Source organism: Pseudoalteromonas sp. NZS127 (genome assembly GCF_015864805.1).
Classification (GTDB): Bacteria; Pseudomonadota; Gammaproteobacteria; order Enterobacterales; family Alteromonadaceae; genus Pseudoalteromonas; species Pseudoalteromonas nigrifaciens.
Map to the genome: position 1 here is coordinate 274,963 of NZ_JADYWN010000002.1, position 22,157 is coordinate 297,119.

Consider the following 22,157-nt stretch of genomic DNA (forward strand, 5'->3'; position numbering starts at 1 on the left):
CTGAGTAAAATTACAACTACACTTAACTGGTAAGTAGTTTTGCTTAGAGGTATTATATGAAAGCCACTCAACTTAAATATTATTTATCATTTAGCTTTATACTTTTTTTGTGTGCGTGTAGCTCACCGCCAAAGTTAGCGCTGCCGCAACTCATTGAGCCAGCAAACTTTAAGCTACAACAGATCGAAACTCCAGCAGAAATATTTAAATTAGATACCAGCTTAACGCGGCAATTAGATTCTCATTTAAACAGTCAAAATTCAGCCCAACATATTGCACAAGGCATATTTAGCTTTTTATTAAAAAATGGTGATGACTCACTTGCCTATCGCTCATCTGCCACTTTAACCGCTGCACAAAGCTATCAAAATCTAAACGCTAACTGTTTGTCATTATCTATATTAGCGTATAGCTTAGCGGAGCACTTAGGCTTAAAAGCGCAATTTCAAAAAGTACATATCCCTGAATATTGGGCACTTGATCAAGGCGTTAATTTATTAACCGGACACATAAATTTAAGCCTTAATAGCCAACCTCTAATAAAAGATGCTGGCACTTTATTTTACCAACGAGATCAGCGCTTAATTATCGACTTTGACTCTAACAGCCGACAAGCACGCTTTAAAACAACACGATTATCAAAAAATACTGTTACCGCTATGTTTTATAATAATAAAGGTGCTACTGCGCTAATAAATAAACAATATGAATTAGCCTATAGCTACTTTAATGCAGCAACTAAGGTAGCACCTAATTTTAGCGTTGCATGGGGGAACTTAGGTGTTTTATTTAAGCAATTTAACTATTTAAATGAAGCCGAGCAAGCTTATAATTACGCCCTTCATCTTGATAAAAACAACAACACAGCACAAGGTAATCTTGCTATGTTGTACTTACTTACAGAGCGAGAGATGCAAGGAACTCAAATACTTAATCAGCTTGATAAACAGCGCCAAAGTAATCCTTATTACCATATATCACTTGGTAATACCGAGTACGTACATAAATATTACGCTAAAGCACTCAAACACTTTAAAAAGGCCTATACATTATCCCCCACACTTCACGAAAGTCATTTTGGCTTGGCGCGAGTTTACTTTCAGTGGGGCGATACAAAGCAAGCAAAGTACCATTTGCGTAAAGCCGGAAAAAATGCTGATTTTTTACATGACAAAAAACGTTATGACGCAAAGTTAAAAGCGCTGCAATCATTAACCGCAAAGGTAGGTGCCCATTAAACAATTAACTGTCGTTATTATTTTTCTGCTTTTAAGCCCTTTTGTTAATAGTAAAACGGCGCAGCAGCTACTTATTGATGATTTATATTACTTAGCAGACCAGCAACTTGCAGGTAGAAAAACAGGTTCTCAAAGCGCAGAGCTTACAAGAAGCTATATAAAACACAGATTAAGCCAAGTTAATAATAACGTGGTCGAGCAGCCATTTTGCTATAAATCGGGCCTATTTAGCCAAGCGTGTGGTATTAATATTATTAGTTCCAACATAGGTGCTCTAGAGGCAGTAACACAGGCAAGCGACCCATTACAAAAAGCCACTCGTATTATTATTACCGCACACTATGACCATTTAGGTAAACGTGGCGGAAAACTGCATCCTGGAGCAAATGATAATGCCACCGGTGTTGCTGCTTTAATTTATTTAGCAAGCGTATTTAATAATAAGCCACTGCCTTTTTCTCTTACCTTTGTAGCCACAGATGCAGAGGAAAACGGCTTACATGGCAGTAAATATTTTGCCAAAACACTGCTACCAAATAGCGTTATTATGAACATAAATTTAGACATGCTAGGGGTTAAAAAACGTCGTAGCAACTTATATGTATTAACCTCTAGATCGTTAAAAAACACCTTAAATAGTGTGTTTTTAGCCGTTGAAAATAATAATGTAAATTTAAAACCGGTTTACTCCGCAGCGCAAATGAGCAGATATATAAAATCTAAAAATATAAACTGGCATAAAGCGAGCGATCACTATTCGTTTGCAAGACAAAAAATCCCTTATGTTTACTTTGGCATGGGCTACGACAGTGCCCATCATACAAGTAATGACACCGCTGAGAATATTAACAGCAAACTTTTTACTGATGCAGTGCTATTAATAGAAGCCTTTATTAACCAGCTTGCTAAAACACCACTCCCACTTAGCCCGTCTTAAATGATGCTACATAGGCTTCTTTTTTAGCCCTAGATAATTTTTTCACTTGGTATTCTAATTTACTTGCTGCACTTTTATTGCCAACACTGTGCTGATGAATAAGTAAAAGTGGGCCTTTACCTTTAAGGTTTTTTGCACCATTACCCGCTTGGTGCGTAGCAAGACGTTGCTCAACATTGGTCGTTATACCCGTATACCAATGGCCGTAGCGGGTTTGTACTATATACAAATACCAGATAGATGGCTTTTTTAAGCAGCTCTGATCACTGCATTTTAAACTTTTTTGATTATCAGTGGTCAAATCGCTACCTTAACTTAATGCCCTTAACAAAAAACAATTGCTTAAAAGGGTTTTACCTTCAGTGACTAATCGGTATCATGCAGATTATAAAAAATAAGGATCACAACTAACAATGCAGTCGTTAAAAACTTTTTCTCTTTGGCTTATCGTTGCTTTAACGCTTAGTTCAGCAGCTGGGTGTTCTAGCTGGGTATACAGAATCAACATCCCTCAAGGTAACTTTTTAGAACAATCTGATGTTGATAAACTGCGTGTAAACATGACTCGTGAGCAAGTTGTTTATGTATTAGGCAAGCCTATCGCCGAAAATGCATTTGATAATAACACTTGGCGTTATGTATATAGCTTTAATAAAGGCCGTAGTAACGAGCAGTACAAATCACTGGTTATTAACTTTGAAAATGAAAAGCTTGCTTCTATTTCAGGTGATTACGAACAGCCAGAAAACTTTACTACTCCACTCGAACAATAAGCACCCTCGCTTATAAAATTATAAAGGTGAGTTAAGCTCACCTTTATAATAGCTAAAACCTTATGCTATCGCTCTATAGGACGGCCACCGGTTACTTTATTTGCTCGCCCTTCTTCTTTCGCTTTTTCAGCTCGTTTTCTACGCGCATCTTTAGGATCGGCAATTAAAGGACGATAAATTTCAATTCTATCCCCCTCTTTTAGCTCTTGATTAGGCTTTACAGTTCTATTCCAAACACCGAGTGTTAGTGCTGTAGCATCTATTTCTGGGTGTTTTTCGATAATTCCTGATTGAATAACAGCTTGTTCTACCGTTGTTCCCTTAACAACTTCTATTGTTAAGCTTGTTGCTGTTTCGGGTAGTGCAAATACAACTTCAACATCAATCATACTCTCACTCCATAAACCTGTTTCGCGCGCTGAGTAAACGCACTCACCATATTTTTTGCAACATCATTAAATATTTTACCAAACGCTAACTCAATCAACTTACTCGAAAACTCAAAGTCTAATTGTAACTCTACTTTGCAAGCATTTGCGTCAAGTTGTTGAAAGTGCCAACGCCCCTGCAACATTTTAAACGGACCATCTACAAGATTTAATACCACGGTTTGCTCATCAACAAAGGTATTTTCTGTGGTAAACCACTTTTTTATACCTGCTTTTGATATTTCTAAACTCGCGGTCATGCTATTATTGTGTTGCTTAATAATTTTTGAGTCTGAGCAATTAGGTAAAAACTGAGGATAGGCTTCTACATCATTAATAAGGTCAAACATCTCTTTAGTGCTGTACATAACCAGCGCACTTTTTTTTATTTGTGGCATACTCACTCCCAACTGTGTGGTGGAATTTTAGCAAGCTTTACGCGTTTCCCCAAACTTTCACGCTGCTTAAATTAATTACTAAGCTTTTAAATGCATTATTAAAAAATCGATGTAAAACATCTCGTATTACGTATAATATAGGGCACTATGGCTAAGAATAAATCATCAAAATCGACAAGCAATACCATCGCGCTTAACAAAAAAGCGCGACATGAGTATTTTTTACACGATAAGTTTGAAGCGGGTGTAGAGCTCCAAGGCTGGGAAGTAAAAAGCATCCGAGCTGGCAAAGTTAACATCACTGAAACTTATATCCATCTTAAAAACGGTGAAGCATTTTTATTAGGCGCCCAAATTCAGCCTCTTAACAGTGCATCTACCCATGTAATTTGTGATCCTTTACGTTATCGTAAGTTACTATTAAGCAGACGCGAGCTAGATCGCTTAGTAGGCGCGACTGAACGCGATGGCTATTCATTAATTGCTACTGCTATGTATTGGAAGAATTGCTGGGTGAAACTTGAGTTTCATTTAGCAAAAGGTAAAAAATTACACGACAAACGCGAAGACGGTAAAGATAAAGACTGGTCGCGTGAAAAAGAACGCTTAATGAAGCATAAAGCATAAATAAAAACGCCTAATTTATTAGGCGTTTTTTTATTTATTTTAAAATAATTTAACGCACAATTTTAAACCAAACTGCATAAATATACTGCAACTTAGTGGCTGTTAATAAAAGAATAAATTATTACAAAATAAGTGCTCACTAAACTATTTAATTCTTACCACTAATTGCAACGCAAGATTTATATTAAAACCCCGCTTTACGTCGAACTTCTATCTCCAAGTAAATAAAACACACTGACTATTTTACCAGCAACACCCAGACTAAAGTCACATCACACTGCAATTGCTAACACCTTTGTTACATGGTATTAATATGGAGGCTTTTTTAGCTACCAAATTCAACAAAACTAACAAGGACTTAAGGATGAAGCAATTTGCATTTACCCCTAGCTTAATTGCAGGGGCTACTTTGGCATTAACAGCTGGCTTTACAACAACAACATACGCCGCTGATGAAGTGAAAAAAGTAGAACGCATTGAAGTAACGGGCTCTCGTATTAAACGTTCTGATATGGAAGGCCCTTCTCCGGTTCAATCTATCAGTAGAGCCGATATTGATAACATGGGTTATGACAACCTACAGCAGTTGCTTGAAAGAATGCCTGTTGCAGGTAGCGGTACTTTCTCTACCCGTGGTAATAACCAAGACTCTACTGCAAATGGTTCTGCAGCGGTAAGTTTACGTGGCCTAGGTGCTGACGCAACTTTAGTACTTATTAATGGCCGCCGTGTTGCTATTAGTGCATTCGCTGAAGGTATTACTAACTCATTTGTTGATATTAACAGTATTCCTGTTTCAGCGATTGAACGTATCGACATTTTAAAAGATGGTGCATCAGCTATTTATGGCTCTGATGCTGTTGCGGGTGTAGTTAACGTTATCTTGAAAAAAGATATTGATGGTATTGAAGTAAACTTAGGCTACGGTGGCACTGACGGTCCTAATTACGAAGAAACATCAGCCAGCATCGTTTGGGGTACAAGTAACGAAAAAAGCAGTGCTTCCGTTATTATTGACTACTTTAAAAACACCTCTTTATCGTCAAGTGAAATGGGCAGTTTAGGCACTGCAGATCAAAGAGCTTTAGGTGGTGAGGACTTTCGTTCATCACGTGGCTTCCCTGGTTACTTTTACGTTGATGGTGTAAAAACCATTGACCCTGCTTGTCCAGCCGATAGCGCAACTGCCAGTGGCAGCTGTTTGTTCGATTACGGCCCATACGGCTATATTGCACCAGCATCTGAACGTATTGGGGCTATTTCGCAGTTTGAGTATAATTTTGATAATGGTATTACCGCATTTTTAGAAATGGCAGTACAACACAATAGCTCTGTGGCTATGGGTGCGCCAACCCCGCTAGATGAAGATGCAGGGCTTACTGTGCCAGCAAATCATCCTAATAACCCATTTGGTAAAGATATAGATATTGGCCGTTACAGAACGGTTGATGCCGGTGCTCGCCAATGGGATATTGAATCAGATACGATGCGTTTTGTAGCGGGTTTACGAGGCGAATTTAACGACTGGAGCTGGGAGACAGCGGTACAAAAAGGTCGTAGTAAATCAATGCAAACTGGCGATCGCTCACAAGGCTGGGTGCGTACCGACTTTTTACAACAAGAAATAGATGCCGGTAATTACAACCCATTTGGCGGCACTTATAACGATCCTGCAGTAATCGACAGAATCACTACTAGCTTAGTACGTCAAGGTGAGTCACATATGACCTCATTTGACGCAAACATTAGCGGTGAAGCATTTAGCTTTGGCGACGATGTGGTGATGATGGCAGCCGGTATTGAGTACCGCGAAGAAGACGTTACAGATATCCCTGATGATCAGTTCCGTCGCGGTTTAATTTTTGGTACTGAAGCTGTATCAGCCGCAGCATCGCGCGATCAATATGCTGCTTATGTTGAATTTTCAATTCCACTAGCTGATACATTAGAATTGCAACTTGCTGGACGTCACGATGACTATAGCGATTTTGGCACAACTACCAATCCAAAAGTTGCACTTCGCTGGGCACCTAGTGATGAAATCACGGTTCGTGGCTCATGGGCACAAGGCTTTAGAGCACCCTCTTTAGCACAAGTTGGCCTAGGTCCATCAGAAAAAAGTCAGTTCTTTATTGATACTCAACGCTGTCAACAAACGGGCTTAGACTGTCAGGCACTTGATTACAACATTCAATTCTCTGGTAATGCAGACTTACAACCTGAAGAGTCTGAATCTTGGAACGTCGGCTTCATTTGGGCCCCTAGCGCAGAGTTTGGTTTAAGTGTTGATGTGTGGAGCATCACCCAAGACAATAAAATTGACCAAGAAGAGTTTGGTCCAATTTATGCTGCCGAGTGTGGTAACCAAAACAGTACTGTATGTGTTCGCTTACCGCCTACTAATGGTGAAAGCTTAGGTTCAATTCAAAAAATCTATAGCACATTTGAAAACGTCTCTTCACAAGAAGTATCTGGCATCGACTTTTCAGCAAATTACAATCATTCATTGGATGATTTAGGTTTATTGAAATTCAATTTAGAGTGGGCTTACCAAAACAAATTTGAAAAAGATGGCCGTGATTACTCTGGTGAATATGGTTACCCTGAGCATCGTTGGATTTTCTCAACTAACTGGGAAGTGGGCGACTTTAATACTAATGTTAACTTAAGTTATGTTGGTGAGTTTGAAGACACACCTGATATCGACTTTGACGGTAACTTAGATTTTGATAGCAATACATCACGTATGATTGATTCACAAGTGTTGGTTGACTTACAAACGTCGTACCGTATCACTGAGTCAGCTAAATTATCACTAGGTATTAATAACTTGTTTGACGAAGAGCCTCCTTTTGCAATTGGTGATGGCGATTCTGACCTTTACGGTTATGCGTCTGGGGTTCATAACCCACGCGGTCGTTATATTTATACTAAAGTAAGCTTCTCGTTCTAAATTAGAAGCAACAAAAAAACCGCCAATTGGCGGTTTTTTTATTTAAAACGAGAGCTAAATTATAGATCGCCTTCGTTTTCAGATAGGAACTTAGCAACGCCTTCAGGGCTTGCATCCATACCTTTTTTACCTTCAGTCCAACCAGCAGGACATACTTCACCGTGCTCAGTGTGGAACGCTAGCGCGTCAACCATACGTAGCATTTCATCAATGTTACGACCTAGTGGTAAGTCGTTCACTACTTGGTGACGTACATTGCCTTCTTCATCAATTAGGAAAGAACCACGAAACGCAACACCCGCTTCAGGATGCTCAACGTCGTATGCTTTACAAATTTCATGTTTAATATCTGCAACTAGTGCATATTTAACTTTACCGATACCGCCATCTGCAACAGCAGTGTTACGCCATGCGTTGTGTGAGAATTGTGAATCGATAGAAACACCAATTACTTCAACGCCACGTTTTTGGAATTCTTCATAACGCTTATCAAATGCAATAAGTTCAGAAGGACATACAAACGTGAAATCTAGTGGGTAAAAGAAAATAACTGCTTTTTTACCTTTAATTTTTTCATGAAGGTTATAGCTATCTACAATTTCACCGTTACCAAGAACTGCTGCAGCGGTAAAGTCTGGTGCCTGGCGGCCTACTAATACACCCATTTTATTCTCCAAATATTTTGAGTTTGTTGTCAATTGCTTATGCAATGCTGATAGTTATATGGGCTCTAAAACTTAAAAACCAATAGCGCACATATAATTATTATTATTCTAGAGAGAACTGGTGCGAAATGACAATCGTATTTAACGATTCCTCCCATCGATAATACTGAACGCTAAAAAGTGATGGGGTTTATTTTATTAGCTCAGTTTCTTGGTTATAAAGTATTAATAAAATGAAGACACAAAAAAACCTGCAAATGCAGGCTTTTAAAATAGGTTTAATCCATTATGTCGCTGGGCATATCGCCACGAATTTGTTGCCAAATTTCACCGGTTTGATGACCATATTTACGCATCATCATGATCGCACCGTCGTGTTCTCTATTTTCGGCCAATTTAGTTAAGTCTTTATAAAACTGGCGAGCCAACTCACGCGTCCCCGGATCTGAAAAATAATGACAACCTATTTTTGAATAAAATCCTTTAAAGCCATTGAGTATAAGCACGTAAATACGATTATTACCTGCAACAGCTAACTCGTGATGCACTTTATAATCGTAATCAGCAAATGCTTGCGCACTGTCTTCTAACTCATCGCTTTGTGAGAGAATTTCAATCACACGTTCTGGATTTAACTTTATAGCTGCACGCGTATAAATTGCGCTTATATTAGTGCGTGCAGAGAGTAACTGGTCGGTTAACTCTGGCATTTTATCTTCATCAAGACGTGCTAACGTTTCAAGAATATTTAGTCCTGACGTTTCCCAAAAGTTATTCACTTTTGTTGGCTTACCATGTTTAATAGTTAACCAGCCATCTCGAGCCAATCGCTGTAATACTTCACGTAACGTCGTTCGGGTAACACCTATTAACTCTGAGAGTTCACGCTCAGCAGGTAGAATAGATCCAGGAGGGAAATCGCCATTCCAGATAGACTCTACTATGTATTCTTCAGCAAATCCTGCTGGGCTTTTCGCTTTAAAAATTCTCATCCAATTCCCACTCGAATTAATTCACACTACTACATACGATTAACCGACTGATTGTACCAGACGACGCTCAAGTAACAAGTAAAGTACGCCATATTACTGCCAGTATGCGATTAAAATATTTGTGTCTATAAAATACTTTATATTTTTTACTAACACTTGTCGCAAGCACTTATATATTCACCCTAGATACATTTTAAGTAGTTATTTACTTTAAGTTCGCGCCTTGCCTTATTAACTTATTACATAAAGTCACCTCACACACATACTTTACTCGTTTAAAGGGTTACCTCTTTATTCACATTACTGGATTTTTATTGGCTTTTAGAATTATAACCTTAACTTTAATCATCATAAATGCATGTGGGTAGGCTTTAAGTCGTTTTGCTTGCCCCTAACTTTATCCTACGTCATAATCTAACGTCTTATTTAAATACGGATTTATTATGAACTGGCTTGCACAATTACCCACCCAACGTACTCCTTGGCTTTTGTTTAGTGGTATTGTTTTTCTGCTTGAAATAACGGCACTGTTTTTTCAATATAAAATGGGATTGGCGCCATGTATCATGTGCATATATCAGCGTACTGCGGTATTAGGTTTACTTATTGCAGGTATTATTGGTACAAGTAATCCAGAGCATAGAGGGGTTCGCTTGCTCGCCTATAGTGTATGGGCTGTTTCTAGTGTTTGGGGATTTATAATTGCCCGCGAGCATATCGAAATGCAAACAACCACTGATCCTTTTGCATTTAGCTGTGAGTTTGAACCTAACTTTCCTGCCTTTATGCCATTACATGAGTGGATCCCAAGCTTTTTTGCAGCCACTGGTGATTGCGGAAACATTGACTGGCAATTTGCGTGGCTAAGTATGCCGGCATGGATGGAAGTAATATTTGCGCTGTTTGCAGCCACTTTATTTTTACTGGTAACGAGTCGCTTAATGACTAAAAGGTCGCTGTAATGCTTGTGTTTTTTTCAAGCCAAATTAATGCTCTAAAACATTTAAAAATACGTGACAGACAAGCTGTTATAGCGATTTCTTTAAGTATGCTTTCACCTGTTAATAAAGTACTACTTCGTATTATAAAATTATTATTACTCAGTCCGCTGTTTTTAATATTTGCCGTATTTGAAGGCTGGTTACTCATCCCTTTTTTACTACTCGGTGGGTTGTGTTACCCACTACTAACGACTCCAATTGAAATTAACTTTGCTAAAAAGCATTTATGTGAAGCATTAACCCAATATACTAAGGGCGCTTAACGCGCCCTTTTTAACTTAAAACGAAACCTTACCTTCAAGCTTTGCAGCTAATTTTTTACCTATACCTTTTACCATTTTCAAATCCTCTAACGATGTAAAGTTACCCTTTGCTTCGCGATAATCTATAATAGCTTGTGCTTTTTTCTTACCAATACCAGGGAGCTTAGATAGCTGGCTAACATCAGCAGTATTAATATTTAAAGCCGCCTGTTTTACTTGCTGAGTTATTGCTGAGGTATCAACATTTGCGTAGGTAAGAGTTACTGGCAACATACAAAAAGCTGCAGCTAAAATACTATATTTTAGTTTTTTCATCTTTCTTCCTTTTTTGTTCATACATGAACATTTACTTTGTTGTTTATATGTTTAAGTCATAACGCAAAAGGCTTTTTACACCTGCACTTTATTAAATACTTAAACCTAACATTCACTCCCTGTGAGATCCTTAACTGCAACGGTACACAAAAGTGATTAAGTTAAATAAAGTAAAGTTAATCTTTGTTGTCAACTATTATCACTTAATATTAATTAGGGGACTTGCAAATTTAAGCACAAACTTGTACTGTACATAAAAACAGTAATCTAATGGTTTATATATACTATATGCCACGCAAGTAAGCAGGAGAAATCATGGCTGTTGTTGTTAAATATGTTGTAGAACGAAACGGAGTCGAGCGCATGACGTTTACTACCAAAAAAGAAGCTGATGCCTATGATAAAATGCTCGATATTGCAGAGTCGCTTGAAATTTTGCTAGAAAAAGTTGATGTACCATTAAGTGAGCAACAAGTAGAGTCACTCGCTTTAGAAATGGCAAAAAGTAAAGATGACTTCATGACAATATTAAAAGGTGGCAAAGAGCCTATAGCCCCTAAAGCTGCTGTAAAAGGCAAAAAAGCAGATAATGTTGCACCCATAGAAGAAAGTAGCGACAAAAAAGCGAGTTAATAAATTTTGCATAAAAAAGGGAGTAACCTAAGTTACTCCCTTTTTTTGTTTATAACTTTTTATAGTTCTTGTTCTACTTCATCAAATAAGGTTGTAATTTCTTTAGCTGGCTCATTGGTCATTAAGCTAACTAATACAATCGCAATACTTGATAAAATAAAGCCTGGGACTATTTCATAAATAACGCTACTTAAACTCCCACCATTAATAGTAATTGGTGCGTATATCCATATAAGTACTGTTGAAGCCCCCACTAACATGCCTGCTAAGGCGCCAGCAAAGTTCATTCTTCTCCAGTAAAGGCTAAACAATACGAGTGGTCCAAATGCAGCGCCAAAGCCTGCCCACGCATTACTCACTAAGTCTAAAATAGAACTATCTCTATCGTAAGCTAAGTAAATAGCAAACATAGCAACTAATGCCACACTAATACGCCCAACAAAAACCAGCTCTTTTTGAGAGGCTTCGCGATGCAGGTATATTTTATAAAAGTCTTCAGTTAACGAGCTTGAACACACTAGCAATTGTGAAGAGATAGTACTCATTACAGCCGCTAAAATAGCTGCTAATAAAAAGCCAGCAATCAATGGATGAAAAACCAATTCAGATAGCACTAAAAATATTGTTTCTTTATCATTTATCGGCATTTCATTTTCTAGTATGAAGGCTGCCCCAAATAAACCAGTTAGTACTGCGCCTATTGCAGATAATGTCATCCAAGACATACCAATGCGTCGCATTGCTGGAATATCTTTAACTGAACGTACCGACATAAAGCGTACTATAATATGAGGCTGACCAAAGTAACCAAAGCCCCAAGCTAACGCAGAAATAATTGCGATGGTAGAGCCACCAGCAAACCAATCTAGCATATTTAGAGAGTGAACTTCACTGGCCTTTGGCGAGATAAGTAACAGGTCATAGCTTGCATTAGCGAGCGTTTCCATTACTGGCTGATCAAGCATAGTAAACGTTACTATTGGTACTACTAATAGCGCAATAAGCATAATGCAACCTTGTACAAAGTCGGTCAAACTTACCGCTAAAAAACCACCAAAAAGCGTATAAAGTACTACAACGCCAGTAGTAACATAAAGGCCAACTTCATAGCTCATTCCAAATGAATTTTCAAATAACTTACCACCAGCAACCACGCCAGATGAGGTATAAAGTGTGAAGAAAACAATAATAACAATAGCTGAAATAACACGTAATATATTCTTATTGTCCGCAAAGCGATTTGCAAAATAATCCGGGATCGTAATTGAATCATTCGCTTTTTCAGTGTAAACACGAAGCCTAGGTGCAACTAAGAAGTAATTTGCCCAAGCACCAAGTACTAAACCAATCGCAATCCAAACCTTACTCAAACCAAAAAGATACATAGCGCCGGGAAGGCCCATAAGTAACCAACCGCTCATATCAGATGCACCTGCAGATAGCGCAGCAACACTTGGTGATAAATTACGGCCCCCTAACATGTAACCTGAAACATCACTGGTTGATTGCTTAAATGCATACAATCCTATACCTAGCATTACAACAAAGTATAATGCTAGTGAAATAATCATTCCTGTTTCCAAATTCGCCTCCACTAATAAATTGCAACAGGCTTTTGATCCAAATAATGACTCTTAAAATATTATAGTTAAGACAGTATTGGGATAAAAACCATTCTCTGTCACTATAGCATGGGTAATAGTTAAAATTCCAACATGTCAACTTTAGTGAATTAAAAACAAACAAATCGTATATATTTAAGTCAAAATTTCTGTAACTTATTAAAAATATGTTATTAATCTAAGATAAGCTTATTTACATCATGCTATTTTTAATGTTTTGCCATATATTGTTACAATCAATAGTTATTTTTTATCTATACGGAATTTTTTATGTACTTTTACGCTGCACGCCAACCTATCTTAGATCGCGATAAAAAGCTTATTGGCTATGAATTACTATTTCGTGATGGTGTAAATAACGTGTTTCCCGATATAGATGGAGATGAGGCAACAACACGCCTAATAGAAGGCAGCCAGTTTAATTTTGGCCTTGAGGATTTAACTGACAATAAACCAGCATATATCAATTTTACTCTAGAAACTTTACTAAAAGGCTACCCTACTTTACTGAGTAAAGACGCTGTGGTGGTAGAGATACTCGAAACGGTGCAACCTGGTAAGCGTTTACTTGCTATTGTTAAAGACTTAAAAGAAAAAGGTTATACATTAGCCTTAGACGACTACATTCATCAACCTGTGTGGCGTCACTTTTATCCATTTGTTGATATTATAAAAATTGACTTTTTAACCTGTAATATAGAAACAATTAAAACAATTATTGATGATTTAAAACCTTATCCACATCTAAAATTACTTGCTGAAAAAGTTGAAACCCACGAGGTGTATAACCAAGCATTGGAACTTGGCTTTGATTATTTTCAAGGGTTTTTCTTTTCAAAACCAGAGATGATCCAAAGTAAAGCGCTTCCCCCCTCTGGTATGACATTAGCCGAACTACTTTATGAGACCTCAACGCTTGATATGGATCTAAAAAAGATCACCGATATATTTGAGCGAGATGTAAATCTATCTTATAAGTTACTGCGTTATTCAAACTCTGCAGCATTTGCTAGACGCGCCGAAATAAGCACAATAAAACAAGCGCTTATTACTCTTGGTGCCAATGAAATTAAAAAGCTTTTATCTATACTATTTGCAGCGCAAGTTTCAACAGATAAGCCTATGGAACTAATTAGGTTATCGCTCACTCGGGCGCGTTTTAGTGAATTACTGGCTATATCGCATGGTAAGTTTAAAGACACAGGAATGGTTTTTTTAACCGGCATGATGTCGCTTATGGATGCTATTTTAGATGAAAGCATGCAAAGTGTGATGCAAAAGCTGCCATTATCTAATGAGATTAAAGCCGCTTTACTTAATGATGAGGGCTTGCTTGCAAGCTACTTAAACTTGGTTAAGTTTTATGAGCAAGGCAACTGGCAGGCAGCTAATCAGATCAGCCAACAACTTGGTTTAGATGATAAAGTACCCGATGCTTACCACGAAGCAATTAGCTGGGTGAACGAGCAAATGCAGTTAATGAGCAATGTTTAATAACAACTTTCTAATCACTAATGAGAAAATAAAACGCCAGCATTGCTGGCGTTTTTAATAGGTTTACAAACTTTCTAAAAAATCTTCATCAAAGTCATCAGGCTCTTCTTTGATTGGCGGGTTACCGTCGTAAAGTTCGTATAATTGGCGTTGAAAATAAATATCTTTAATAAATAAGTAAGGGTCTAGTGAATCGTTCAATAAACCTTCTTGCGCAATTAGTGATGCACGGGCCTCAACAGCTTTTAACGCAAACACTAAAATTGTTTGTGGTGTAGTTAACGCTATTTCAGGTAAAACAAAGTTATCAACTACATCGCCGGTTAAGTTACGCGCTGTAGAAGGCCCCATAGCAGGTAGCATCAAGTAAGCACCATCACCTGCACCCCATACACCTAATGTTTGCCCAAAATCCTCATCTACATGTTCTAGCCCTAATGAGCTGGCCACATCAAATAAACCAAAAACACCTACGGTCGAGTTAACTAAAAAACGTGCTAAGCTAACACTGGCATTACCTGGTTTACCCTGTAAACCGGCGTTGATCATATCTACCGGCGCACTAATATTATTGGTAAAATGCACTAAGCTTTGACGCACTGGTACAGGGGTCACCGTGATATACCCTACGGCGGCCGGTCTTAGTATGTATGTGTCTAAAACATCCATATTAAAGTCGTATATTGGGCGGTTAATATTTTGTAGTGGATCGCGCTCGTCCTTTTGGCTATCAGGTACTTGTGCACACCCGGCCAGCACTAACAAAAATATATAAATTAAACCATGTTTTAACATCGCGTATCCTTAAGGTATTAATGTGTCTATTTGCAGTTGCAACTGACGGGTACTTTCACGTTTTAATGCTGCTGAATGCCCTTCTAACTCACCGCTACTTGGCATTACTGAATCATCATTAGAGATACGTGCAGTAATAACTATATCTTCTGCGCTTGACAAGTTTAATCCTGCAACCATAGAGTTTGCATCACTTAGTTCAACTGTAATAGGAAATTGATACTCGTTAAGCTTAACAACCGCTATTGGCATTGGAGAGCCATTTAACGCTTTTGCAAAAACAAATAAAATTCCGTTTTCAGGTTGTTTATTTTTAAGCTCTGTACTTACATTTACTGTCACTTTAATTGCTGCACTCTTTGTAACGTCAACATTTTGTGCTTGTTGCTGTTCAATCTCACTAATACGCTGCGCAATCATATTATAGCGGGTATCTGCTTTATCCATACTGGCAAGTAATACTTCAAACGCCGCTTTTGCTTGTACCCAATCTTTACGTTCGTAAGCAATGAGTGCCAATAAAGAAATAGCATCTAAATTTTGCGGCTCTTCTTGCAGTACTTTTGAAAGCATACCTGCAGCACGTGTCATGCTTGCTTCACTGCCCTCAAGTAACAGCACTTGGCTGTAACTAATAAGCACCTGCATATTGGCAGGATTCATTTGCAACGCTTTATCAAACGACTGCTGCGCCATATCAAATTCGTTCAATGACATAGCCACACGGCCCAGTAACATCCAAGCAATTTCGTCATCCCCCGTTTGGCTAAGCTTAGTTCGCAGTGCCAATGCAAATGCTTGCAGCTCGTTTTCACTCAGCGGCTCGCCTTTTTGCATAACAGCTCGCTCACCGTACTCTGCCAAGTTATCCATAGCATCGTGCCAAGCCGATATTTGCTGCTGATTACCGGTCATAGAGTAAAAAATACCGGTTAGGGCAATCACAAACGCACCGCCTGTTAAGGCAAAAATACGATTATTACCACGGCTATTAAGTGACTTTTCAGGAGAGAGCTCATTGAGTAAGCGACGTTTGAGCTCGATCACTGACTCACTGTAATTTTGTGCATCAATTCGCTGGTTTTCTAAGTCGTTTTGTAGCTCAACTAAACGCTGTTCATAAATACTAATAAGTTCTGCGTTCGCATTGTGCGTAATGGTTTTAACACGCTCTTTTTTTAAAAAAGGCAACATCACAAACAACAGTGCAATAAGTGTGAGTAAAGCAAAAGACGCCCACATTAAAATCATTTAACTTTGCTCCTGACGTTTATTTTTAGCAATTAATTTAACTAACATTGCTTCGTCGTTGTTGCTCCAGCTTTGTTTTACCGATGCTTTACGTTGGCGAATAACAATAAAACCAAAACCAAAAATCACAATCAATACCGGTAAAACCCACAGCACTAAAGTTGCAGGGGTTACTGGTGGATCGTAATGTACAAAGTAGCCATAACGATCGATCATATAATCTATTACTTCGTCTTTCGTTTTACCATCTTTTACTAAAGCTAATACTCGCTCGCGTAAATCTTTTGCTACTACCGCATCAGAGTCGGCAATATTTTGATTTTGACACTTAGGGCAACGTAACTCTTTGGTTAGCTCTTCAAAGCGAACCGCTTGCTCGTTACTGTCAAATTGGTAACGGTCTTGCTGAGCAAGCGCCCCCATACTGACAAAAAGGCTAAGGGTTAATAACAACCACTTCATTATTTGAGCTCCTGCATAATTGGTGCAAACTTAGCACGCCACACTCGCGGATTTATATCACCGGTATGGTGCAACAAAATGGTGCCGCTTTTATCAACTAAAAAAGTCTCTGGCGCACCCGACACACCTAAATCTAACGACAGTGTGCGATGTAAATCTAAAATATTAAACTGATATGGGTCGCCAGCACGCGTTAGCATATTGGTTACGTCACTACGCAGTGCTTGCATATCAAATGGCCCGTCAAAATCGGCATCGTAACCTTGCACATAGTACAAGCCTATAATTTTAACGCCTTGCTCGCGCAATTTAGTTAAGTAGCCTAGCTCTGCTAAACATGTAGGGCACCAGGTACCCCATACATTTAATAAATAAACCTCACCTTTTAACTGCTCATTGCTCCACTGCTTATTATCTTGCATTAGATCTGGCAGGCTAAATTCTGGCATAGATTGCCCTAATCGCCCTGTTTGTATTTCCCTTGGGTTAGCAAATAACCCTTGGAATAAAAACACACAAATAAAAGCAAAAACCAGTAACGGTGCTATAGCTAAAAGCTTACGATTCATGCTTCGCTCTCCGCTGTTTCTTTTGTTGATTGAGGCGATGAGGTGCGATAGCGTTTATCAAATAAAATTACAAACCCTGCTAACGAAATTAATATACCGCCAATCCACATCCAACGCACAAATGGCTTATGATAAATTCGTAATGACCACGCGCCTTCGCTTAATTGCTCACCTAACGCTAGGTATAAATCGCGTGTGAAGCCTGCATCAATTGCTGCTTCTGTCATAAACTGCATGCCAATATCGTAACGGCGTTTTTCGGCATGTAACTGAGTGACTAGCTTGTCATTTTTTAATACCGATACAACACCCGCATGGCCACTGTAATTAGCTCCGCGAACATTTTTCACTCCTTCAAAGCGGTATTGATACTGATTAAGCTGCACCGTATCACCTGGTTTCATTGATACGTCGCGCTCAACCGAGTATGCCGAAGTAAGGGTTACGCCAGCAATTACAAAGGCAATACCTATATGGCCAAGTACCATAGCCCAATAACCTAAACCTAAGCGCTTAAAGCCTTCTTTAAAGGTGCTATGTACGGTAACTTTACTGTACAAATCAATACCTGTTGTAATTACAATCCATACAGCTAACGTGGTTGCTAATAAGGTAAGCGGTGCAATCACATCATAGCTAGAAAATAACCAAGCAAAGGTAATAATAATACTGACTAATACACCCATTAGTATTTTGTTTTGTAAAAACGCCCATTTATTTTGCTTCCAGCGTAAAAACGGCCCAATACCCATTAAAATAGCAAATGGCACTAGCAGTATTGCAAACATCTTATTAAAAAATGGTTCGCCAATTGAAATGCTGCCTAAGCCCATTTCTTTGTGTACCATAGGCAATAAAGTACCTAGTAATACAATTAAAGTAGCAACCACTAAGAATATATTATTTAGCCACAGTGCTACTTCGCGCGATACTAACTTGTAACGCCCTTCGCTTCGCACTTGCGATACGCGCATGCCATAAAGTGCTAATGCACCGCCAACAACAATAGCTAAAAAGGCCAGTATAAATAAGCCTCTATCAGGGTCAGTTGCAAAAGCATGCACAGATACAATAATACCTGAGCGCACAATAAAGGTGCCCAGTAAGCTAAGTGAAAATGCTGCAATTGCTAACAGTACTGTCCATGATTTAAATACACCACGTTTTTCTGTCACACTCAATGAATGTAAAAGTGCTGTTGCTACTAACCAAGGCATTAAAGATGCATTTTCTACTGGATCCCAAAACCACCAGCCGCCCCAGCCAAGTTCTGAATACGCCCACCAACTTCCTATGGTAATACCTAAAGTTAAAAAGCCCCACGCGGTCATAGTCCACGGACGAGACCATTTGGCCCAAGTATTATCTAGCTTGCCAGTTAAAAGTGCCGCAATTGCAAAAGCAAACGCTACAGATAGCCCTACATAACCCATATAAAGTAACGGCGGGTGTATGATCATACCCGGATCTTGTAGTAGTGGATTTAAGTCGCGCCCCTCTACCGGGAAATAAGGTAATAAACGCTCAAATGGGCTTGAAAGCAATAAGGTGTACATCATAAAGCCAACACCTAAAAAGCCAAGCACACCAAGTACACGAGCACGCAATACCCAAGGTAGCGCTTTAGAGCGCAGTGCAACAACAGCTGTCCAACCAGCTTGCATCAATAACCACAATAAAATAGCGCCTTCATGCCCACCCCAGGTCGAGGTTATTTGATAATACCAAGGCAAAGAGCTACTTGAGTGATACGCCACATACGCAACTGTAAAGTCATTTGTAAGGCTGGCATAAATAAGGGCGGCAAACGAAATAAATACAAATACAAATTGCCCTACCGCTAACGAAGGAGCAGCACGCATTAAGCGTAAATTACCGGTATGTGCACCCCACAGCGGAAAAACACATAATAAAACGCTTAGCACCATGGCAAGCGTTAAAGAAAAATAACCAAGTTCTGGGATCATTATTAATTACCACTATCTAGGTTGTATTTAGGTTTCTCGTGTTTAATTCCTTTTAACGCTTCTGCCACTTCAGCAGGCATGTATTCTTCATCATGCTTAGCAAGTACTTCAAATGCTTCTATTACATTGGGCTCCACAAGTACACCTTGTGCAACTATGCCTTGGCCTTCGCGAAATAGGTCAGGCAAAATCCCCTGATAACGCACTACCACGGTTGGGCCTGTATCAACTAAAGTAAAGCTTACTTTTAAACTTTGCTCATTGCGCTCTACCGAACCTGGTACAACCATGCCACCAATGCGTAGCTTTTGGCCTATTTGTGGTTTTTCTTTATTGGGGCCTTTACCGTCAACAAGCTCACTTGGGGTATAAAATAAATTAATGTTTTCTTGTAATGCATACAGTACCAAGCCTATTGAGGCACCAATGCCAAACAGCACTGCAACAATAACTAAAAGGCGTTTTTTACGTCTTGGGTTCATTATATTTGCTCCTGCTTAGCATTTTTAATACGAACTTCTCGCGCTATTTGTTGCTCTACCGATGCCATAATATGTTTAGTCTCTCTGAGTGAACTAAATAAAATACCTAATAAAATAAGTGCGCATGTACCAAAAGAAAGCCACACATAAAATCCATAGCCTCCCATTGCAATAAAATCAGAAAATGAGTCAAACTGCATAACTACCTCTTAGTTAACAACTGGCGCACCCATGGGCGATGCTTTTCACGTTGTAATATTTCATTTTTAAGACGAATTAAAGTAACAGTGCCAACAAAAGCCGCAAACGCCAAAATGTTTACCATTAATGGCCAAAACATACTGGGATCAATTGCTTTGGTATCTAGCTTAGTTATTGAGGCTCCTTGGTGTAGGGTATTCCACCACTCAACAGAGTAATGAATAATAGGTAAATTAATAACCCCTACAATAGCCAAAATAGAAGCGGCACGACCCGCTGCCTTCTTATCTTCAAAGGCATGGTACAAAGACAACACACCCAAATATAAAAATAATAAAATTAGCTCTGAGGTTAAACGCGCATCCCACACCCACCAAGCGCCCCACATAGGTTTACCCCATGCAGCACCGGTTATAAGTGCAATCGCAGTAATGCACGCCCCTACAGGCGCAATTGCAATAACTGCAAGTTCAGCGTTTCGTAACTGCCAAACCAGCGCAATAATGGCAGCAATTGCCATTGATGAATAAGCACCCATAGATAAAATAGCCGAAGGCACATGAATAAAAATGATACGGTAGCTGTCTTTTTGTTGGTAATCGGCAGGCGCAAAACCAAGCCCCCATACCCAACCAACTAACATACTAATAACCGTAACTACGGCAAAATAAGGCAATAACGTATTGCATAACTTATATGCACGCTCTGCTTTAGCATAGGGATGTAACCACTTCCACATATTAACTTACACTCACTTTTAATGCTGACGATATGGCGATTGGCGCACTAATAATAGCAATAACTAACATAGCGCCAAGAATGGCAAGCTGCCCACTATAATCCAGCGACATAGTACTGGTATCGATAGCTGACGTTGCAAAAATTAAAACCGGAATATACAAAGGCAACACCAATAAACTCATTAAAATACCGCCTTTTTGTAATCCTACAGTAAGCCCAGCCCCAATTGCGCCAATAAAGCTCAACAAAGGCGTACCTAATAATAGCGTTAGTAACGTAGCCATTAATGCTGTGTTATCTAAATTCAATAGTAGTGCAAACAGTGGGGTCATTAATACTAAAGGAAGCCCAGTGATCACCCAATGCGCGGCTACTTTAGCCAACACAGTTAACGATAACGGATACGACGATGCAATAAGTTGTTCAAGTGAGCCATCGTTATAATCATCTCTAAACAGCTTATCTAACCCCAACATAGTTGAGAGTAAAGCAGCCACCCAAATTATACCCGGCGCCATTCTTGCCAGTAGACCGGGCTCTGGCCCAATAGCTAACGGAAATAATGAAATAACAATTAAAAAGAACAAAATAGGATTGATAATTTCAGCGCGCTGACGAAAAGCAAGTTTAACATCTTTACTAAACACGGCTTTAAAAAGTAACCAATAGGAGTGTTGTCGGGTCATTAGTGACGATACTCCAAAGTGAGTGTTTGTAGGTTGCTAAAATGAGCCGTTAAATCTTGATGCGTGGTTAGCAATATAGCTCCGCCAATTTTTAAATGCTCAACAAAACGTTGCTGTAAAAAGGCAACACCACTTTTATCAAGTGCTGTAAATGGCTCATCTAAAATCCATAACTTAGCTTCACTTAACCATAATCGAGCTAACGCAACACGGCGTTGCTGCCCAGCAGAGAGCGTTCTAACCGGTACATCTTCAAGGCCTACTAAGCCAAGCTTACTTAATAAAGGGTATAAATCACCTTCATTAGTGTAGCCATTAATTGCCAGCCAATGCTTAACGTTTTCAAGCGCACTGAGCTGCACATTAACCCCGGTTTTATGGCCTATAAATAATAGATCTCTGGCGTACTCTTCATAGTACTTTTTAATCGACTGATTAAGGTACAGAATATCGCCTTCATCAGGCATAGAAAAGCCCGCTATAATACGTAATAAAGACGTTTTACCAGCACCATTAGCACCTGCTAATTGCATGATTTGGCCGCTATTAAGGCTAAAATTAAGATCCGCAAACAAACAACGTTCTTGCTTGATGCAGGTGACGGACTTAATGTGTAACAAGATGACGATTCTCTCTGCCAAAAATTAGGCGTTAGTCTATCATA

Annotated in this window: 26 protein-coding genes; 9 read left to right on the forward strand and 17 right to left on the reverse strand. The window is 39.0% G+C overall.

Features of this window, described 5'->3' with window-relative positions; translation table 11 throughout:
- Nucleotides 1-56: 56 nt before the first annotated feature.
- The gene (locus I6E78_RS03155) at nucleotides 57-1,238 is read left to right on the forward strand and encodes a tetratricopeptide repeat protein (protein ID WP_179808128.1); all 1,182 of its coding nucleotides are present in this window, start codon (nucleotides 57-59) and stop codon (nucleotides 1,236-1,238) included.
- On the forward strand, nucleotides 1,228-2,175 hold the full coding sequence (locus I6E78_RS03160) for a M28 family peptidase (RefSeq protein WP_197181909.1): 948 nt from the start codon (nucleotides 1,228-1,230) through the stop codon (nucleotides 2,173-2,175). The genes I6E78_RS03155 and I6E78_RS03160 overlap by 11 nt, the downstream gene beginning before the upstream one ends.
- On the opposite strand, the gene I6E78_RS03165 is transcribed toward I6E78_RS03160, so the two are convergent.
- On the reverse strand, nucleotides 2,162-2,476 hold the full coding sequence (locus tag I6E78_RS03165) for a GIY-YIG nuclease family protein (RefSeq protein WP_089367892.1): 315 nt from the start codon (nucleotides 2,474-2,476) through the stop codon (nucleotides 2,162-2,164). The genes I6E78_RS03160 and I6E78_RS03165 overlap by 14 nt on opposite strands.
- Nucleotides 2,477-2,588: 112 nt before the next feature.
- Here I6E78_RS03165 and I6E78_RS03170 point away from each other — a divergent pair, with 112 nt between their 5' ends.
- On the forward strand, nucleotides 2,589-2,948 hold the full coding sequence (locus I6E78_RS03170; protein ID WP_086993523.1) for an outer membrane protein assembly factor BamE: 360 nt from the start codon (nucleotides 2,589-2,591) through the stop codon (nucleotides 2,946-2,948).
- A gap of 65 nt (nucleotides 2,949-3,013) precedes the next feature.
- On the opposite strand, the gene I6E78_RS03175 is transcribed toward I6E78_RS03170, so the two are convergent.
- Entirely contained in the window at nucleotides 3,014-3,337 is a 324-nt protein-coding gene (locus tag I6E78_RS03175; protein WP_011327536.1) for an RnfH family protein, read from the reverse strand.
- Complete coding sequence (locus tag I6E78_RS03180) at nucleotides 3,334-3,774, reverse strand: type II toxin-antitoxin system RatA family toxin (protein WP_197181910.1); 441 nt, start codon at nucleotides 3,772-3,774, stop codon at nucleotides 3,334-3,336. The genes I6E78_RS03175 and I6E78_RS03180 overlap by 4 nt, the downstream gene beginning before the upstream one ends.
- Before the next feature lie 147 nt (nucleotides 3,775-3,921).
- Between I6E78_RS03180 and smpB the strand changes: the two genes are divergently transcribed.
- Complete coding sequence (smpB, locus tag I6E78_RS03185; RefSeq protein WP_011327534.1) at nucleotides 3,922-4,401, forward strand: SsrA-binding protein SmpB; 480 nt, start codon at nucleotides 3,922-3,924, stop codon at nucleotides 4,399-4,401.
- 364 nt (nucleotides 4,402-4,765) lie between these two features.
- Nucleotides 4,766-7,354 (forward strand): TonB-dependent receptor, encoded by a 2,589-nt coding sequence (locus tag I6E78_RS03190; protein WP_011327533.1) that lies wholly within the window; start codon nucleotides 4,766-4,768, stop codon nucleotides 7,352-7,354.
- A 59-nt stretch (nucleotides 7,355-7,413) separates the two neighbouring features.
- Here the strand turns inward: I6E78_RS03190 and I6E78_RS03195 are convergent, their stop codons facing one another.
- The gene (locus I6E78_RS03195) at nucleotides 7,414-8,019 is read right to left on the reverse strand and encodes a peroxiredoxin (RefSeq protein WP_011327532.1); all 606 of its coding nucleotides are present in this window, start codon (nucleotides 8,017-8,019) and stop codon (nucleotides 7,414-7,416) included.
- Between the two features lie 278 nt (nucleotides 8,020-8,297).
- Nucleotides 8,298-9,011 carry a fatty acid metabolism transcriptional regulator FadR gene (gene fadR / locus I6E78_RS03200; RefSeq protein WP_011327531.1) on the reverse strand — a complete coding sequence of 238 codons (714 nt, stop codon included), beginning with the start codon at nucleotides 9,009-9,011 and terminating at the stop codon, nucleotides 8,298-8,300.
- A gap of 443 nt (nucleotides 9,012-9,454) precedes the next feature.
- Here fadR and dsbB point away from each other — a divergent pair, with 443 nt between their 5' ends.
- Both dsbB and I6E78_RS03210 read left to right on the forward strand, forming a co-directional pair.
- The gene (gene dsbB, locus I6E78_RS03205; protein ID WP_197181911.1) at nucleotides 9,455-9,973 is read left to right on the forward strand and encodes a disulfide bond formation protein DsbB; all 519 of its coding nucleotides are present in this window, start codon (nucleotides 9,455-9,457) and stop codon (nucleotides 9,971-9,973) included.
- Nucleotides 9,973-10,275 (forward strand): DUF6170 family protein, encoded by a 303-nt coding sequence (locus I6E78_RS03210; RefSeq protein ID WP_011327529.1) that lies wholly within the window; start codon nucleotides 9,973-9,975, stop codon nucleotides 10,273-10,275. The genes dsbB and I6E78_RS03210 overlap by 1 nt, the downstream gene beginning before the upstream one ends.
- Nucleotides 10,276-10,290: 15 nt before the next feature.
- Here the strand turns inward: I6E78_RS03210 and I6E78_RS03215 are convergent, their stop codons facing one another.
- On the reverse strand, nucleotides 10,291-10,590 hold the full coding sequence (locus I6E78_RS03215) for a ComEA family DNA-binding protein (protein WP_011327528.1): 300 nt from the start codon (nucleotides 10,588-10,590) through the stop codon (nucleotides 10,291-10,293).
- A 315-nt stretch (nucleotides 10,591-10,905) separates the two neighbouring features.
- Between I6E78_RS03215 and I6E78_RS03220 the strand changes: the two genes are divergently transcribed.
- A complete protein-coding gene (locus I6E78_RS03220) occupies nucleotides 10,906-11,223 on the forward strand; it encodes a YebG family protein (RefSeq protein ID WP_089367888.1) in 318 nt (105 codons plus the stop codon).
- A 59-nt stretch (nucleotides 11,224-11,282) separates the two neighbouring features.
- Here I6E78_RS03220 and putP read toward each other — a convergent pair whose 3' ends face one another.
- The gene (gene putP / locus I6E78_RS03225; RefSeq protein WP_269435613.1) at nucleotides 11,283-12,794 is read right to left on the reverse strand and encodes a sodium/proline symporter PutP; all 1,512 of its coding nucleotides are present in this window, start codon (nucleotides 12,792-12,794) and stop codon (nucleotides 11,283-11,285) included.
- A gap of 321 nt (nucleotides 12,795-13,115) precedes the next feature.
- On the opposite strand from putP, the gene I6E78_RS03230 reads away from it, so the two are divergent.
- Nucleotides 13,116-14,339: an EAL and HDOD domain-containing protein gene (locus I6E78_RS03230; RefSeq protein ID WP_197181913.1), complete on the forward strand. Its 1,224-nt coding sequence runs from the start codon at nucleotides 13,116-13,118 to the stop codon at nucleotides 14,337-14,339.
- Between the two features lie 63 nt (nucleotides 14,340-14,402).
- On the opposite strand, the gene I6E78_RS03235 is transcribed toward I6E78_RS03230, so the two are convergent.
- From I6E78_RS03235 to ccmA, 10 genes are read right to left on the reverse strand one after another with little or no spacing between them, the layout of a single operon-like run.
- Nucleotides 14,403-15,134 (reverse strand): MlaA family lipoprotein, encoded by a 732-nt coding sequence (locus tag I6E78_RS03235; RefSeq protein WP_011327524.1) that lies wholly within the window; start codon nucleotides 15,132-15,134, stop codon nucleotides 14,403-14,405.
- Nucleotides 15,135-15,143: 9 nt separating this feature from the next.
- Entirely contained in the window at nucleotides 15,144-16,385 is a 1,242-nt protein-coding gene (gene ccmI / locus I6E78_RS03240) for a c-type cytochrome biogenesis protein CcmI (protein ID WP_192531780.1), read from the reverse strand.
- Nucleotides 16,386-16,847 (reverse strand): cytochrome c-type biogenesis protein, encoded by a 462-nt coding sequence (locus I6E78_RS03245; RefSeq protein WP_011327522.1) that lies wholly within the window; start codon nucleotides 16,845-16,847, stop codon nucleotides 16,386-16,388.
- On the reverse strand, nucleotides 16,847-17,416 hold the full coding sequence (locus tag I6E78_RS03250) for a redoxin family protein (RefSeq protein WP_011327521.1): 570 nt from the start codon (nucleotides 17,414-17,416) through the stop codon (nucleotides 16,847-16,849). Before I6E78_RS03250 ends, I6E78_RS03245 begins: the two co-directional genes overlap by 1 nt.
- Entirely contained in the window at nucleotides 17,413-19,383 is a 1,971-nt protein-coding gene (locus I6E78_RS03255) for a heme lyase CcmF/NrfE family subunit (RefSeq protein ID WP_011327520.1), read from the reverse strand. Before I6E78_RS03255 ends, I6E78_RS03250 begins: the two co-directional genes overlap by 4 nt.
- A gap of 2 nt (nucleotides 19,384-19,385) precedes the next feature.
- On the reverse strand, nucleotides 19,386-19,865 hold the full coding sequence (gene ccmE / locus I6E78_RS03260; protein ID WP_011327519.1) for a cytochrome c maturation protein CcmE: 480 nt from the start codon (nucleotides 19,863-19,865) through the stop codon (nucleotides 19,386-19,388).
- Nucleotides 19,865-20,065: a heme exporter protein CcmD gene (ccmD, locus tag I6E78_RS03265; protein ID WP_011327518.1), complete on the reverse strand. Its 201-nt coding sequence runs from the start codon at nucleotides 20,063-20,065 to the stop codon at nucleotides 19,865-19,867. The genes ccmE and ccmD overlap by 1 nt, the downstream gene beginning before the upstream one ends.
- A 2-nt stretch (nucleotides 20,066-20,067) precedes the next feature.
- Nucleotides 20,068-20,805: a heme ABC transporter permease gene (locus tag I6E78_RS03270; RefSeq protein ID WP_011327517.1), complete on the reverse strand. Its 738-nt coding sequence runs from the start codon at nucleotides 20,803-20,805 to the stop codon at nucleotides 20,068-20,070.
- Nucleotide 20,806: 1 nt separating this feature from the next.
- Nucleotides 20,807-21,493: a heme exporter protein CcmB gene (gene ccmB, locus I6E78_RS03275; RefSeq protein ID WP_011327516.1), complete on the reverse strand. Its 687-nt coding sequence runs from the start codon at nucleotides 21,491-21,493 to the stop codon at nucleotides 20,807-20,809.
- Nucleotides 21,493-22,113, reverse strand: coding sequence for a cytochrome c biogenesis heme-transporting ATPase CcmA (gene ccmA, locus I6E78_RS03280; protein ID WP_157863170.1), 621 nt, complete (start codon nucleotides 22,111-22,113; stop codon nucleotides 21,493-21,495). The genes ccmB and ccmA overlap by 1 nt, the downstream gene beginning before the upstream one ends.
- Between the last annotated feature and the right edge of the window lie 44 nt (nucleotides 22,114-22,157).